Source organism: Aquincola agrisoli (assembly GCF_036621135.1).
GTDB classification, from domain to species: Bacteria; Pseudomonadota; Gammaproteobacteria; order Burkholderiales; family Burkholderiaceae_C; genus Aquincola; species Aquincola agrisoli.
Genome location: NZ_JAZIBG010000031.1, coordinates 127,230 through 140,857, shown reverse-complemented (window position 1 = coordinate 140,857; position 13,628 = coordinate 127,230). Strand labels below are relative to the sequence as shown.

Sequence of the window (13,628 nt, the reverse complement as noted above, 5' to 3'; positions counted from 1 at the left end):
AAGGTCAGCGGCCACCGAGGTGCCGCACGACCAGCGACTTGAGCACGGGCAGCTGCCCGTGGAAGAAATGGCCCACGCCGGGCACGACGACCACCGGCAGCGACTGCGGGCGGGCCCAGTCGAGCGTGGCCTGCAGCGGCACGACGTCGTCGGCCTCGCCGTGGATGACCAGCGTGTCGTCTGGCACCTGCGCGACCGGGAAGTTCCGTGTGGCGGGCCCGACGAGCACCAGGCCGGCGGCGCGTTCGGCCTGCGGCAGCCGCGCCGCCGCCTGCGACGCCACGTAGCCGCCGAACGAGAAGCCGGCGATCCACAGCGGCAGCGCCGGGTCGCGGAAGGCGGCCACGACGGCCATCGCGTCGTCGACCTCGCCGCGCCCCTCGTCCCACGTGCCGGCCGATTCGCCGATGCCGCGGAAGTTGAAGCGCACCGTGCGCAGGCCGCACTGCAGGCCGGCGCGCGCCACGGTCTGCACGACCTTGTTGTCCATCGTGCCGCCGTGCAGCGGATGCGGATGGCACACCACCATCACGCCGCGCACCGCATCGGCCGGCGCGTCGAGCGCACATTGCAGGGCGCCGGCGGGGCCGGCGATCGAGGTTCGCTGGGTCTGGGAATTCACGGCGGCGCAGACGGCAAGGGCGGCTCAGCGGCCGACGTTGGGCGGCAGCAGCAGGCGCTCGACGACTTCGCCGCGCTTCAGGTGCGATTCGACGATCTCGTCGATGTCCTGCTCGTCGACGAAGGTGTACCAGGTCTCGTCGGGGTAGACGACGGCCACCGGCCCGCCCGCGCAGCGGTCGAGGCAGCCCGCCTTGTTGACACGCACACCGCCGGGGCCTGCCAGGCGCTCGGCCTTGATGCGGGACTTGCAGCGGTCGAAGCCGGCCTGCGCCGCGTGCTGCGCACAACTGTCTTCGCCTTTGTCGCGCTGGTTCAGGCAGAAGAAGATGTGGTGCTTGTAATAGCTCATGCGTGAGATTGTAGGCAGCCACCCGTTCCCGGCCGGCCTGCGGCACCGGCGCTTTACTCGGTCATCACGATGCAAATGCGAAGCGTTCGCATAACATTCGTGCATGAACAAGCGCCTTTTTCTCCAGCTGATGGCCGCGGGCGCGGCCGCCGCGTCCGTGCCGCTGCATGCCCAGACGGTCGACTTCAACGCCGTCGCGCGGCACTACGCCGTGCTCGTCAGCGCCTCGTACGAAGACACGCTGGCCGCCGCGCTGGACCTGCAGGCCGCGCTGAAGGCCTTCACCGCGCAGCCCTCGGCAGAGACGCTGGCCGCCGCCCGCAAGCGCTGGCTGGAAGCGCGCGAGTGGTACGGCCAGACCGAGGCCTTCCGCTTCTACGGCGGCCCGATCGACGACGACAACGGCCCCGAGGGCCGCATCAACGCCTGGCCGATGGACGAATCCTTCGTCGACGGCACCCGCGACAAGCCGAACGGCGGCCTGATCAACAACCCGAAGTTCGTCATCAGCAAGGCGAACCTGTCGCGCCAGAACGAACGCGGCGGCGAGGAGAACATCGCCACCGGCTGGCACGCGATCGAGTTCCTGCTGTGGGGCCAGGACTTCAACGACAACGGCCCCGGCGACCGCAGCTTCGAGGATTTCGTCGACGGCAAGAAGCCGAACGCCGACCGCCGCCGCCGCTACCTCGCCGTGGTCACCGAGCTGCTGGTCGACGACCTGCGCACGCTGGTGAACGCGTGGAAGCCGGCCACCAAGGGCAACTACCGCGCGCGCTTCGAGGCGGGCGGCCGGGAGTCGGTGCGCAAGATGATCGTCGGGCTCGGCTCGCTGTCGCGCGGCGAACTGGCCGGCGAGCGGCTGGAAGTCGCGCTGAACACGCAGGACCAGGAAGACGAGCATTCGTGCTTCTCCGACAACACCCACCGCGACGCGGTCAACAACGCGCTGGGCATCGAGAACGTCTGGCTGGGCTACTACGGCCGGCGCGACCGCAGCAAGGTCGAAGGCCCCTCGCTGCGCGACCTGGTGCAGGCCAAGGACCCGGCGCTGGCCGAGCGCACCTCGCGGCAGATCGCGCAGTCGGTCGCCGCCGCGCGCGAGATCCGCGCGCCGTTCGACCGGGAGATCCTGGGCGACGACAACGCCCCGGGCCGCCGCCGCATCCAGGTCGTCATCGACAGCCTCGTGCAGCAATCGAAGGACCTCGTCGCCGCCGCCTCGGCCATCGGCATCACGCAGCTGACGCTGGTCAATCCGTGATCCCTGCCAGACGCACCGCCCGGGCCGCCGCCGCAGCCGCCCTGCTGCTGGCGGCGCCCCTGCTGACCGCCGCGACCGGGAATGGCGCGGCCCCCGCTGGCCCGGACGCCCGGGCGGCGACCGCCGGCGCCGCCACCGTCTACGCCACCGGCCGCAACGCCTTCAGCTTTCCCGCGGCCAACCTGAGCGACGCTGAGCGCACGCGCTTCGTGATCGGCAACTCGTTCTTCCGCCGCAACTGGGTCGAGGCGCCGTCGTCGACCCAGGCGCGCGACGGGCTCGGCCCGCACTTCATCGCGCGTTCCTGCGGCGGCTGCCACATCCAGGACGGGCGCGGTGCGCCGCCGGACTTCCGCAACGGGCTGAACACCGAGCCGCCCGTCGCGCTGCTGATGCGCCTGTCGGTGCCCGGCACCGATCCCCATGGCGGGCCGAAGCCCGATCCCGTCTACGGCGACCAGCTCAACAATGCCGCGATCACCGGGGTGAAGCCCGAGGGGCAGGTGCGCATCCGCACGACGGTACAGCGCGGCCGCTTCGCCGACGGCACGCCGTACGAACTGCTCAAGCCCGCGTACAGCCTCACCGACCTCGCCTACGGCCCGCTGCAGCCTGGCGCGATGCTGAGCCCGCGCATCGCCCCCCAGGTGATCGGCATGGGGCTGCTGGAGGCGATCCCGGAGGCCGAGATCCTCGCCAACGCCGAACGCCAGGCGCGCACGCCCGGCCCGATCAAGGGCCAGGCCAACCACGTGTGGGATGCGTGGGCGCAGCGCAAGATGGTCGGCCGCTTCGGCTGGAAAGCCAACGTCGCGACCGTTGCGCACCAGACGGCCGGCGCCTTCATCGGCGACATGGGCATCACCTCGAGCATCTTCCCGAGCGAGGCCTGCTCGACCACCCAGGCCGACTGCAGCGCCGCGCCCCACGGCGGCGGGGGCGGCGACGGCCCGGAGATCGACGACGACACGCTGGCGCAAGTGGTCTTCTACACCGCCACCCTCGCGCCCCCGGCGCGCCGCCAGCCCGGCGACGCGCAGGTGCTGCGCGGCGAGAAGCTCTTCGCGCAGTTGCAGTGCGCGGTGTGCCACCGGCCCAGCTACGTCACCGGCGATGCCGCGCTGGCGGAGCGCTTCCCGCGCCTGTCGAGCCCGGCGCTGAAGGGGCTGGAGATCACGCCGTACACCGACCTGCTGCTGCACGACATGGGCCCCGGCCTCGCCGACGGCCGGCCGGATTTCGATGCCGGCGGCCGGCAGTGGCGCACGCCGCCGCTGTGGGGCATCGGGCTGATCCGCGACGTCAACGGCCACACCCGCCTGCTGCACGACGGCCGCGCGCGCGGCGTGCTGGAAGCCGTGCTCTGGCATGGCGGCGAGGCGCAGGCCAGCCGCGACGGCGTGCTGAAGCTCAACCGCCAGGAGCGCGAGGCGCTCGTCAAGTTCGTGGAGTCCCTGTGATGCGAACGTCCGCAAGACCCGCGGCCCGCTGGCTGGCCGCCTGCACGCTGGCGGTGGCGGCTGCGGCGCCCGGCCCGGCCGCGGCCCAGCCCGCCGCCGCCCCGGCGGCCACGCCCGCGCCCCGCGCCGACGTGGCCGTCCCGTTCTACACGCCGGTGCACGCACTGCAGGCGCTGTACAGCCTGCACTACCTGCCGCGCGCGCGGGCCTTCGCCGACACTTCCGCCGCGCTGGCGACCGCGCTGGCCGCCGGCTGCGACGCGCCGGCCCCTCGCGGCCTGGACACCGCGCGCGCCGGCTGGCGCAACACGATGGTGGCCTGGGAATCGCTGAGCGCGGTGCAGTTCGGGCCGCTGGTCGAGCGCCGCTCGAGCCGGCGCATCGACTTCCAGCCGCCACGCCCCGAGCTGATCGCCCGCGCCATCCAGGCGGCCCCCGCCGGCGAAGCTGGCATGGCCCGGGTCGGCGCACCGGCCAAGGGGCTGCCCGCCCTCGAATGGCTGCTCTGGACCCGGCCGGTCGCCCCCCGCACCGCGGAATGCCGGTTCGCGCTGGCCGTGGCCCGGGACCTGCAGCGCGAGGCCGCGCTGCTCGCGCAGGACTTCCAGGCCCTCGCCGAGCGCGACTGGGGCGAGGAGGCCGAGGCGGCCTCCACCGCCTTCGGCGAGTTCATCAACCAGTGGCTGGGCGGCATCGAGCGCCTGCGCTGGGCCGACATCGAAAAACCCGTGCGTTCCGCGGAGGGCCGGCCCGTCGCCTGGCCGCGCCATGCCTCGGGCCACACCGCGCTGGCCTGGCAGGCCCGCTGGCAGGCGCTGCAGGCGCTGAGCGCCGGTCCGGCGCTGCCGATCGGCGAGGGCGGCGTGCCGATCGAGGCCTATTTGCGCGGCCGCGGCCTCAATCCGCTGGCCGATGCGCTCGGCACGCAGGTGGCTGCGTCCGGCAAGGCGGTGGCGTCGCTCGGCGACGGCGCCGCGCCCCAGGCCACCGCGGCGCCGCTGGCCGCCGCGCGCGAGCTGGGTGCCCTCAAGTCGCTGATCGAGAAGCGCGTCGCGCCGGCGCTGGAAGTGGCCATCGGCTTCTCGGACGCCGATGGCGACTGACCCCGCGGCGGCCTGCTCCCGCCGCGGCTGGCTGCGCGGCGCGCTGGGCTGCGCCATCGCCGGCACGCCGCTGCTGGCCGCCGCCGCCGCGCCCGGCGGCGCGCCGCGCCTGTTCGCCGCCTGGGACCTGGAGGACGGCCGCCACCAGATCGGCTGCCTCACGCTGCGCCCGGACGGCGCCGTGCCGCAGCCGCTGGCGGCAGACGCCGTGCTGGACGTGCCCACCCGCGCCCACGGCCTGGTGCCGCTGCGCGACGGCAGTGTGCTGGTGGCCGCGCGCCGGCCCGGCGAATGGCTGCTGCGCTGGCACCCGGCGAAGCCGCAGGCCACGCAATGGCACTGGATGGCGGAGGACCGTGCGTTCAGCGGCCATGTGCAGCCGCTCGGCCGCCACCTCTACACCACCGAGAGCGACCTGGAGAGCGGCGCCGGCCTGCTGGTCCGGCGCGATGCCGCCACGCTGGAGCGGCTGGCCGAATGGCCGACCGGCGGCGTCGACAACCATGCCCTGCTGCCCGACGGCGAGGGCGGCCTCTTCGTCGCCAATGGCGGCGTGGCGACCCGCCCGGAGACCGGCCGCACGAAGATCGATCTGGCGGGCATGGATTCGTCGCTGGTGCGCCTGGACGCCGCCACCGGCCGCATCACCGGCCAGTGGCGGGCGGCCGACCGGCGGCTGAGCCTGCGCCACCTCGCCTGGCAGGGCCGGCACCTGGGCATCGCGCTGCAGGCCCAGCACGAGGACGCCGGCGAGCGCCGCGCCGCGCCGGTGCTGGCGGTGCTCTCGGATGCCCGCGGCGGCGCGGCAGCCCGGCCGACGCTGCGGGTGATCCCCGCGCCCGAGCCGCTGGGCGGCTACGGCGGCGACATCTGCGCCGCCGACGGCGGCTTCGCCGTCAGCTGCCCGCGCGTCAATGCAGCGGCGCGCTGGTCGGTCGACGGCCGCTGGCAGGGCCTGGTGGCCCACCAGGAGGCCTACGCGCTGGTGTCCCTCGGCGAGCGGGCCTGGGTGGCCGGCCCGCGGGGTCTCCAGCCGCTGGCCCCCGGGCGCCACGCCACCCCTTGGCGCCAGGCCCTGCTGCCGGACAACCACGCCGCGCTCGCATCCGGCGCCTGATGGCCGCGCCCCGGCGGCGGCCCGGTCGCGGCCTGGTAACCAAGCCAGCATCAAGGTCTTTATGAATGCGAACGATTCGCGTTTATAGTGGACTCATGCAACACACCCTGACCCCGGTCCTTACGCCCTTCCGTGCCGACACCGGGTCGGCCGCCCACCGCAACGCACCTGCCGCCCCGCGGCCCCTGCGCACGCTGACGAGCCGCACGCTGCTCGACGGCGCCAACGAGGTGCAGATCGAGCACTACGGCTCGGTCTACCGCCTGCGCCTGACCGCGCTCGGCAAGCTGATCCTCACCAAGTAGGACGCCCACCCCTTTCCATTCCCACGGGCTGGCCGCCGCGCGCCCCAACCAAGCCGCACCATGCCAGCCCATTCCCCGCACGCCGACGACGCGCTCACCACCCTGGCGTCGTCGCCCCTCGGCAGCGTCACCACCTGCGCCGGGTGTGGCGTCGTCCACCTGCACCTGCCGGTGATGACGCTGCGCTTCGAGCCCGCAGCCTTCCACGAACTGGCCCGCCTGCTGGCCCAGGCCTGCCAGGGCATCGGCCCTGACGGCGCCGCCGAGGCCGAAGCCCCCGCGCTGCCCCGGCCGCCCGCCGTGCCCCCGCGCTGGCACTGACCCACGCCGCGCGTCGTCCGGCCCCTCGCCGGCACCGCACCCGCGCCGTCCTCGTCCATCCCCCCTTGACCGATCGCGCCCGCCGTGCCGGCATCGCCGGCCGTGCCGGATCGCTTGTGCTCGCCTCCATGCCCGTTCACTGCCGTTCCCGCCCCGCCTTGCTCGCCGCCCCCGCCCTGACCGGGCTCGCCGCGGCCGCGGCCACCGCCTGCTGCCTGTCCGCACGGGCGCAGACCCCGCCCATCACCGCGGCCGTTCCCGCCGCGGCGGTGCAGACCATCGTCGTCACCGCCGCCTCGCGCGGCGAGCGCGCCGCGCTCGACGAGCCAGTGCGCATCGACAGCCTCGACGCCGAGGCGCTCGAAGCGGGCCAGGTCACCGACCTGCGCGACCTCGCACGGGCCCTGCCCAACGTCAGCGTGCCGCGCCAGCCCGCCCGCTTCGGCCTGGCGCAGGGCACGGCCGGGCGCGAGGGCAACGCCGGCCTGACGGTGCGCGGGCTCGGGGCCAACCGTGTCGCGATGGTCATCGACGGCCTGCGCCTGCCGCGCAGCTACGGCATCGGCGCCAACGCCTTCGGCCGCGACCACGTGGACTTCGGCGTGATCGACCGCATCGAGCTCGTGCGCGGCCCCGCCTCGGCCCTCTACGGCTCCGACTCGCTCGCCGGCGTGCTCGCGTTCACGACGCGCAGCCCGTCGTCGTTCCTGAAGAACGGCCGCCCGGTCGGTGGCCAGGTCGGCCTGTCGTACAGCGGCGACGACGACAGCCTGCGCCTGGGGGCGACCGTCGCGGTGCGCGCGAGCGAACGCTTCGAATGGCTGGTCTCGGCCAGCGCGCTGCGCGGCCACGCGCTGGACAACCAGGGCAGCGTCGGCGGCACCGGCGCCACCCGCACCGAACCCAATCCGCAGGACGACCGCGGCGGGGCTGCCCTGTTCAAGGGCGCGTGGAAAGCGGCCGCCGGGCATGCCAGCACCTTCACGCTCGAGGCCAACACGCACCGCAGCGAGTACGAGATCCTCTCCGGCCGCAGCGCCACGGTGCTCGACCTCGACGGCAGCGAGCGCCGCGAGCGCCAGCGCGCCAGCGTCGAGCACCACTGGCAGGCCGGCCTGCCGATCGCCGACGAGCTCCGCTTCAGCCTGGGCGTGCAGCGCAGCGAATCACGCCAGTTCGCGGCCGAGGACCGCGCCACCGCGGCCGACCGCCAGCGCGATGCGCGCTACCGCGAACGCAGCGTGCAGGCTTCGGTGCTGGCCGACAAGTCGCTCCCGCAGGGCCGCCTGCCGCAGCGCATCACCTACGGCATGGACGTGTCGCGCACGAAGCTCACGCAGTACACCACCGGCGTGACGCCGCCCGCCGGGGAGACCTTCCCGCTCAAGCGCTTCCCGGACACGACCGAGCAGAGCTTCGCCCTCTTCGCGCAGGACGAGATCACCCACGGCCGCGTCACCGTCACCCCCGGCCTGCGCTGGGACCATTACCGGCTGAGCCCGCGCCGCGGCGACCCGCTGTCGCTGCCCGACCCCGCCTCGCTGTCGGATTCGGCGCTCAGCCCGAAGCTCGCCGCGCTGTGGCGCATCGACCCGGTGTGGCGCATCTACGGCCAGTTCGCGACCGGCTTCCGCGCACCCAGCCCGTACCAGCTCAACGAGTACTTCGAGAACCCGGCCCAGTTCTACCGCAGCATCCCCAACCCCGACCTGAAGCCCGAGAAGAGCCGCGGGTTCGAGCTGGGGGTGAAGGCGGGCGGGGCCGCGGCCTCGTTCGAGGCCGCGGTGTTCCACCACCGCTACCGCGACTTCATCGACGACCGGGTGCGGGTCGGCGGCACGGGCACCGCCGCCGACCCGATGGTCTTCCAGTCGGTCAACCGCGCCCGCGCACGCATCCGCGGCTTCGAGCTGAAGGGCGACATCACCCTCGCCGGCGCCTGGCAGCTGCGGGCCGCCTACGGCTACACCCGCGGCCGCGACGACGACACCGGCCAGCCGCTCAACAGCGTCGACCCCGCGCGCCTGACGCTGGGGGCCGCCTACGACACCGACGCGTGGCGCGTGGGCATGGACCTGACGCACCGTGCCGCCAAGCACCGCAAGGACATCGACAGCACGGGCCAGGCCGGCCCGCTGCTGGCCACCGGCCGCTCGACCGTGGTCGACCTCACCGCCCGGTGGACGCTGCGCCCCGGCCTGCGGCTGTCCGGCGGCCTCTACAACCTCACCGACCGCAAGGTCCTCGACTGGGCCAACGTGGCCGGCGTGCCAGCCACCACCACGGTCGCCGACGCCTACACCTCGCCGGGCCGCCATGCCGGCGTCACGCTGGTCTGGGACCTGTGATCCACCCCTTCGAAACCATGCCGACGATGGCCACCGAACCCTCCCGCGCCGCACTGCGCGTCCGCTTCGCCGAGGCCCGCGCCGGCGGGCTGCGCCCCAAGGATGCCGCCGAATCCCTGGGCCTGTCCGAAGGCGCGGCGATCGCCGCGCACGTGCCCGGAGCCGGCGAAGACCTCCCCGCGGCCGGCCTGCGCGCCGTGCGCCTGCGCGGCCCGTGGATCGACCTGCTGCGCAGCCTCGAGGACTGCGGCCCGCTGATGGCGCTGACGCGCAACGCCAGCGTGGTGCACGAGAAGACCGGCGTCTACCAGGGCCTCTCGGCGCAGGGGCCGGTGGGCCTGGCGGTGGGCGAGGACATCGACCTGCGCATCTTCTTCCACCACTGGGCCTGCGGCTTCGCGGTCCACGAGCCCGCGCGCGAAGGCCCCGCCGGGCCGCAGCCCAGCCTGCAGTTCTTCGACGCCAACGGGACCGCGGTGCACAAGATCTATCCGCGCGGGCAGACCGATGCGGCGCGCTGGCAGCAGGTGGCGGCGGACTTCGCCGACACCACCAGCCCGCCGCCGCGCTTCGTGCCCGCCGAGGCGCCGGTGCCCCCGCGGCCGGACGACACGATCGACGTCGAGGCCTTCGGCCAGGCCTGGGCCGGCATGCACGACACGCACGAGTTCTTCGGCCTGCTCAGGCAGCACGGCGTCGAGCGCCAGCAGGGCCTCGAGCTGATGGAAGGCCGCTTCACGCAGCGCGTGCCGGCCGCCTCGGTGCGCACGCTGCTGCAGGCCGCGGCCACCGGCGGCACCCCGGTCATGGTGTTCGTCGGCAACCCCGGCTGCATCCAGATCCACACCGGGCCGGTCAGGCGCATCGAGCCGATGGGGCCATGGCTCAACGTGCTCGACCCCGGCTTCAACCTGCACCTGCGCGAGGACCACATCGCCGGCGCCTGGGTGGTCGAGAAACCCACCGACGCCGGCACCGTCACCTCGCTCGAGGTGTTCGACAGTGCGCGCCGGCTGATCGTGCAGTTCTTCGGCGCCCGCCAGCCCGGCCAGGCGGAACAGCCTGCCTGGCGCGCCCTGGTGGCACCGCTGCGTCAACCGGCATGAAGCGCCGCGCGCTGCTGGCCGCCCTGCCCTGCGCCGCTGCCGTGCTGCCGGCGGTGGGCCCCGCGCCGGCCTTCGCGCAGCCGGCCCCGCGGGTGGTGACCGTGGGCGGCGCACTGACCGAGATCGTCTACCTGCTGGGCGCCCAGGCCCAGCTGGCGGGCACCGACACCACCAGCGTCCACCCCGAGGCCGCGCTGCACACGCCCAAGGTCGGCTACCAGCGCCAGCTGTCGGCCGAGGGGCTGCTGTCGCTGCGGCCCGACGTGGTGGTGAGCACCGACGAGGCCGGCCCGCCGGTGGCGCTGGCGCAGTTGCGCAGCGCCGGCGTGAGGCTGGCGCTGCTGCACAGCAGCCACGACATCGACGACCTGCGCCGCAAGATCCTGGCCGTGGGCCGCGCGACCGGGCGCCTCGCGCAGGCCGAGGCGCTGCAGCGCCAGGTCGACGCGCAATGGCAGTCAGCGCAGGCGGCGGTGCGTGCGGCCCTGCAGCAGCGGGGCGGCAGCCGCCCGAAGGTGTTGTTCGTGCTGGCCCATGGCGGCTCGCCGCAGGTGTCGGGCCACGGCACGGCGGCCCACGCGATGATCGAACTGGCCGGCGGCGCCAATGCGCTGCAGGGCTTCCAGGGCTACCGGCCGATGACGGCCGAGGCGGTGGTCGCGGCGGCGCCCGAGCTGGTGCTCACGACGCGCCAGGCGATCGAGGCGGCGGGCGGCGCCGACAGGTTCTGGGAGCAGCCCGGGTTGCCGCTGACACCTGCCGGTCGCCGGCGTGCGCTGTACGCGCCCGACGCCCTGGCCCTGCTCGGCTTCGGACCCCGGCTGCCCGCCGCCGTGGCCGACCTGGCCGCCGTGCTGGCGGGGCTGCGCGGCTGATGGTGGCGGCCACCTTGCCCGGCAGCGCACGGCAGGCGGGCGCGCGGCGCCTGTCCCGCAGCGGCCTGCTGGGGCTGCTCGCCCTGCTGGCCGTGCTCGCGCTGGTGCTGGCCGCCGGCAGCGGCGCCTACGCGATCGCGCCGCTGCGGCTCGCCGAGGTGCTCGCCGACCTGGCGCGTGATCCGGCCGGCGCGGCGCAGCGGTCGGCGGACCACCTGGTCTTCCTGCAGATCCGGGCGCCGCGGCTGCTGCTGGCGGTCGCGGCCGGCGCCGCGCTGGCCGTGGCCGGCGCGCTGCTGCAAGGCATCTTCCGCAACCCGCTGGCCGATCCGGGCCTGGTGGGCGTCTCCAGCGGCGCGGCGCTGGCCACGGCCGCCGCCATCGTCGCAGGCCAGGCCTGGTTCCCGGCGCTGCCGCGCCTGCTGGGCAGCTGGGCGCTGGTGGCGAGCGCCTTCGGCGGCGCGCTGGCCACGACCGCGCTGGTCTACGCGGTGGCGCAGGTGCAGGGGGCGACCCGGCTGACGGTGATGCTGCTGGCCGGCATCGCGATCAACGCGCTCGCGGCCGCGATGCTGGGCTGGCTGAGCCAGGTGGCGACCGACGCCCAGCTGCGCGCGCTGCAGTTCTGGCTGCTGGGCAGCCTCGGCGGGGCGCGCTGGTCGTCCGCGCTGCTGGTCGGCGCCGCCGTCGCGGCGAGCGTGCTGGCGGCGCTGCGCCTGTCGTCCGCGCTCAATGCCCTGGCGCTCGGGGAGGCGCAGGCGCACGCGCTGGGCGTGCCGGTGGAGCGGGTCAAGCGGCTGGCCGTGCTGACGGTGGCGCTGGCGGTCGGCGCGGTGACGGCCGTGACCGGCATCGTCGGCTTCGTCGGCCTGGTGGCGCCGCACCTGGTGCGCCTCGCCGCCGGCCCCGACCACCGCAGCGTGCTGCCCGGCTCCGCGCTGCTGGGCGCGGCCCTGGTGTTGTGCGCCGACACGTTCGCACGCACCGCCGCCGCGCCGGCCGAACTGCCGCTGGGCGTGCTGACCGCGCTGATCGGCGCGCCGTTCTTCCTGGCGCTGCTGCTGCGGCGAAGGACGAGCGCATGAGCATCGCCGGGCCGGCCGCAGGGTCGCAAGTTCATCGGATCGCCACGCACGGCCTGCAGCTGTGCGCCGGCGGGCGCACGCTGCTCGGCCCGCTGGACGCCGCCTTCGAGGCCGGCCGCGTGACGGCCGTGCTCGGCCCGAACGGCGCGGGCAAGTCCACGCTGCTCGGCGCGCTGTCGCAATGGCGCCGGCCCGATGCCGGCCGCATCGACTGGCAGGGCACCGACCTGCAGGCGCTGCCGGCCGCCGGGCTGGCGCGGCAGCGCGCGCTGGTCGCGCAGGACACGGCCAGCGCGTTCGACTTCCGCGTGCACGAGCTGGTGGAGCTCGGCAGCCTGCCGCACCCCCGCCGCGCCGGCGAGGCGCTGCGCGTCGAACGGGCGCTCGAGGCCTGCGGCCTGCGGACGCTGCGCGACCGGGGCGTGGCCAGCCTGTCGGGCGGGGAGCGGGCGCGGGTGCACCTGGCGCGCGCCCTGGTGCAGGTGGGGGCGCTGGACACACCGCCGCCCGGCGCACCGCCGTGCTGGCTGCTGCTGGACGAGCCCACCGCGGCGCTGGACCTGCAGCACCAGCATGCGATGCTTGCGCTGGTGCGCCGCTGCGCGAAGGAGTCCGGCATGGGAGTGATCACCGTCCTGCACGACTTGAACCTGGCCTTGCGCTACGCCGACGATGCGCTGGTGCTGGCCGAGGGCCGCGCCTGCGCCCAGGGGCCCGCCCGCGCGGTGATCGAGCCCGGGCTCGTTGCCCGCGTCTGGCGGGTGCGGTGCCAGGCCGTGGCGGGCGCCGACGCGGTGCCGCAACTGCTGCTGGCGGCATGAAGCGCCGCCTGCTGCTGTGCCTGCCGGCTGCGCTGGCGGCGGGCTGCGCCGCCTGGCAGCGCCCGGCGCCGGCCGATGCGCCCGCGCAGCGCGACCGCGCCCTCGACGCCGCGCTGCGATCCCAGCCGCTGGTGCTGCTCGGCGAAGTGCACGACAACGCGGCCCAGCATGCACTGCGCGCCCAGGCGCTGCGGCGGCTGCTGCGCACCGGCCGGCGCCCGGCGCTGCTGATGGAGCAGTTCGACCGCGAGCACCAGGCCGCCCTCGACCGCGTGCTGGCCACGCCGGGCGCCACCGCCGACGCGCTGATCGCCGCCGGCTGGCCGCAGGGCGGCGCGGGGTGGCAATGGCCGCTGTACCGGCCCTTCATCGAGCTGGCGTTCGAGTTCTCGCTGCCACTGGTGGCGGCCAACGTGTCGCGCGCCGACACCCGGCGCATCATCGCCGGCGGGCTGGCCGCCCACGGCTTCGACGGCGCGGTGCCGGCCGACATCGCCGCGGCGCAGACGCAGGCGATCGTCGACAGCCACTGCGGCCATGTCGACACCGCCCTGGCCGGCCGGCTGATGCAGGCGCAGGTGGCGCGCGACCAGTTCATGGCCCGGCAGCTCGCCGCGCACGCCGGGCGCGGCGCCGTGCTGCTGGCCGGCAACGGCCATGTGCGGCGCGACATCGGCGTGCCGCGCTGGCTGCCGGCCGACCTGCAGGCGCGCTGCGTGTCGATCGGGCTGCTGGAGGATGCCGGGCCGCCGGCGGCCTACGACGTGGCCTTCGACATGCCGGCGCCGTCGCGGCCGGATCCCTGCACGGCACTGCAGCGCAGGCCGGCGTGAGGCGCACCCGCGCGGCC

At 75.0% G+C, this 13,628-nt stretch carries 14 protein-coding genes; 12 read left to right on the top strand and 2 right to left on the bottom strand.

Features of this window, described 5'->3' with window-relative positions; translation table 11 throughout:
* Positions 1 to 4 precede the first annotated feature (4 nt).
* Both V4F39_RS16305 and V4F39_RS16300 read right to left on the bottom strand, forming a co-directional pair.
* On the bottom strand, positions 5 to 622 hold the full coding sequence (locus tag V4F39_RS16305) for an alpha/beta hydrolase (RefSeq protein WP_332290763.1): 618 nt from the start codon (positions 620 to 622) through the stop codon (positions 5 to 7).
* Between the two features lie 24 nt (positions 623 to 646).
* Positions 647 to 973, bottom strand: coding sequence for a (2Fe-2S) ferredoxin domain-containing protein (locus V4F39_RS16300; RefSeq protein ID WP_332290761.1), 327 nt, complete (start codon positions 971 to 973; stop codon positions 647 to 649).
* Positions 974 to 1,076: 103 nt separating this feature from the next.
* Here V4F39_RS16300 and V4F39_RS16295 point away from each other — a divergent pair, with 103 nt between their 5' ends.
* From V4F39_RS16295 to V4F39_RS16240, 12 genes are all read left to right on the top strand, one after another.
* Positions 1,077 to 2,237, top strand: a complete 1,161-nt coding sequence (locus V4F39_RS16295) for an imelysin family protein (protein ID WP_378235128.1) — start codon at positions 1,077 to 1,079, stop codon at positions 2,235 to 2,237.
* On the top strand, positions 2,234 to 3,697 hold the full coding sequence (locus V4F39_RS16290) for a di-heme oxidoreductase family protein (RefSeq protein ID WP_332290760.1): 1,464 nt from the start codon (positions 2,234 to 2,236) through the stop codon (positions 3,695 to 3,697). Before V4F39_RS16295 ends, V4F39_RS16290 begins: the two co-directional genes overlap by 4 nt.
* The gene (locus tag V4F39_RS16285; RefSeq protein ID WP_332290759.1) at positions 3,697 to 4,800 is read left to right on the top strand and encodes an imelysin family protein; all 1,104 of its coding nucleotides are present in this window, start codon (positions 3,697 to 3,699) and stop codon (positions 4,798 to 4,800) included. Before V4F39_RS16290 ends, V4F39_RS16285 begins: the two co-directional genes overlap by 1 nt.
* Positions 4,790 to 5,917: a DUF1513 domain-containing protein gene (locus V4F39_RS16280; protein WP_332290758.1), complete on the top strand. Its 1,128-nt coding sequence runs from the start codon at positions 4,790 to 4,792 to the stop codon at positions 5,915 to 5,917. The genes V4F39_RS16285 and V4F39_RS16280 overlap by 11 nt, the downstream gene beginning before the upstream one ends.
* 95 nt (positions 5,918 to 6,012) lie before the next feature.
* On the top strand, positions 6,013 to 6,222 hold the full coding sequence (gene hemP, locus V4F39_RS16275) for a hemin uptake protein HemP (RefSeq protein WP_332290756.1): 210 nt from the start codon (positions 6,013 to 6,015) through the stop codon (positions 6,220 to 6,222).
* A 60-nt stretch (positions 6,223 to 6,282) separates the two neighbouring features.
* Positions 6,283 to 6,543, top strand: a complete 261-nt coding sequence (locus V4F39_RS16270; RefSeq protein ID WP_332290754.1) for a hypothetical protein — start codon at positions 6,283 to 6,285, stop codon at positions 6,541 to 6,543.
* 158 nt (positions 6,544 to 6,701) lie between these two features.
* Complete coding sequence (locus V4F39_RS16265; protein ID WP_332290752.1) at positions 6,702 to 8,891, top strand: TonB-dependent hemoglobin/transferrin/lactoferrin family receptor; 2,190 nt, start codon at positions 6,702 to 6,704, stop codon at positions 8,889 to 8,891.
* Between the two features lie 26 nt (positions 8,892 to 8,917).
* Entirely contained in the window at positions 8,918 to 9,997 is a 1,080-nt protein-coding gene (locus V4F39_RS16260) for a hemin-degrading factor (protein ID WP_332290751.1), read from the top strand.
* Positions 9,994 to 10,872, top strand: a complete 879-nt coding sequence (locus V4F39_RS16255; protein WP_332290750.1) for a heme/hemin ABC transporter substrate-binding protein — start codon at positions 9,994 to 9,996, stop codon at positions 10,870 to 10,872. The genes V4F39_RS16260 and V4F39_RS16255 overlap by 4 nt, the downstream gene beginning before the upstream one ends.
* Positions 10,872 to 11,957: a FecCD family ABC transporter permease gene (locus V4F39_RS16250; protein ID WP_332290748.1), complete on the top strand. Its 1,086-nt coding sequence runs from the start codon at positions 10,872 to 10,874 to the stop codon at positions 11,955 to 11,957. The genes V4F39_RS16255 and V4F39_RS16250 overlap by 1 nt, the downstream gene beginning before the upstream one ends.
* Positions 11,954 to 12,778, top strand: a complete 825-nt coding sequence (locus V4F39_RS16245) for an ATP-binding cassette domain-containing protein (RefSeq protein ID WP_332290746.1) — start codon at positions 11,954 to 11,956, stop codon at positions 12,776 to 12,778. Before V4F39_RS16250 ends, V4F39_RS16245 begins: the two co-directional genes overlap by 4 nt.
* The gene (locus tag V4F39_RS16240) at positions 12,775 to 13,611 is read left to right on the top strand and encodes a ChaN family lipoprotein (protein ID WP_332290744.1); all 837 of its coding nucleotides are present in this window, start codon (positions 12,775 to 12,777) and stop codon (positions 13,609 to 13,611) included. The genes V4F39_RS16245 and V4F39_RS16240 overlap by 4 nt, the downstream gene beginning before the upstream one ends.
* The last annotated feature ends 17 nt before the right edge of the window (positions 13,612 to 13,628 follow it).

What these genes read in the sequence shown, in the direction of transcription:
- V4F39_RS16295 (WP_378235128.1), top strand. Translation starts at nt 1,077, where the DNA reads ATGAACAAGCGCCTTTTTCTCCAGCTGATGGCCGCGGGCGCGGCCGCC.
- hemP (WP_332290756.1), top strand. Translation starts at nt 6,013, where the DNA reads ATGCAACACACCCTGACCCCGGTCCTTACGCCCTTCCGTGCCGACACC.
- V4F39_RS16280 (WP_332290758.1), top strand. Translation starts at nt 4,790, where the DNA reads ATGGCGACTGACCCCGCGGCGGCCTGCTCCCGCCGCGGCTGGCTGCGC.
- V4F39_RS16300 (WP_332290761.1), bottom strand. Translation starts at nt 973, where the DNA reads ATGAGCTATTACAAGCACCACATCTTCTTCTGCCTGAACCAGCGCGAC.
- V4F39_RS16285 (WP_332290759.1), top strand. Translation starts at nt 3,697, where the DNA reads ATGCGAACGTCCGCAAGACCCGCGGCCCGCTGGCTGGCCGCCTGCACG.
- V4F39_RS16250 (WP_332290748.1), top strand. Translation starts at nt 10,872, where the DNA reads ATGGTGGCGGCCACCTTGCCCGGCAGCGCACGGCAGGCGGGCGCGCGG.
- V4F39_RS16260 (WP_332290751.1), top strand. Translation starts at nt 8,918, where the DNA reads ATGGCCACCGAACCCTCCCGCGCCGCACTGCGCGTCCGCTTCGCCGAG.
- V4F39_RS16245 (WP_332290746.1), top strand. Translation starts at nt 11,954, where the DNA reads ATGAGCATCGCCGGGCCGGCCGCAGGGTCGCAAGTTCATCGGATCGCC.
- V4F39_RS16240 (WP_332290744.1), top strand. Translation starts at nt 12,775, where the DNA reads ATGAAGCGCCGCCTGCTGCTGTGCCTGCCGGCTGCGCTGGCGGCGGGC.
- V4F39_RS16255 (WP_332290750.1), top strand. Translation starts at nt 9,994, where the DNA reads ATGAAGCGCCGCGCGCTGCTGGCCGCCCTGCCCTGCGCCGCTGCCGTG.
- V4F39_RS16270 (WP_332290754.1), top strand. Translation starts at nt 6,283, where the DNA reads ATGCCAGCCCATTCCCCGCACGCCGACGACGCGCTCACCACCCTGGCG.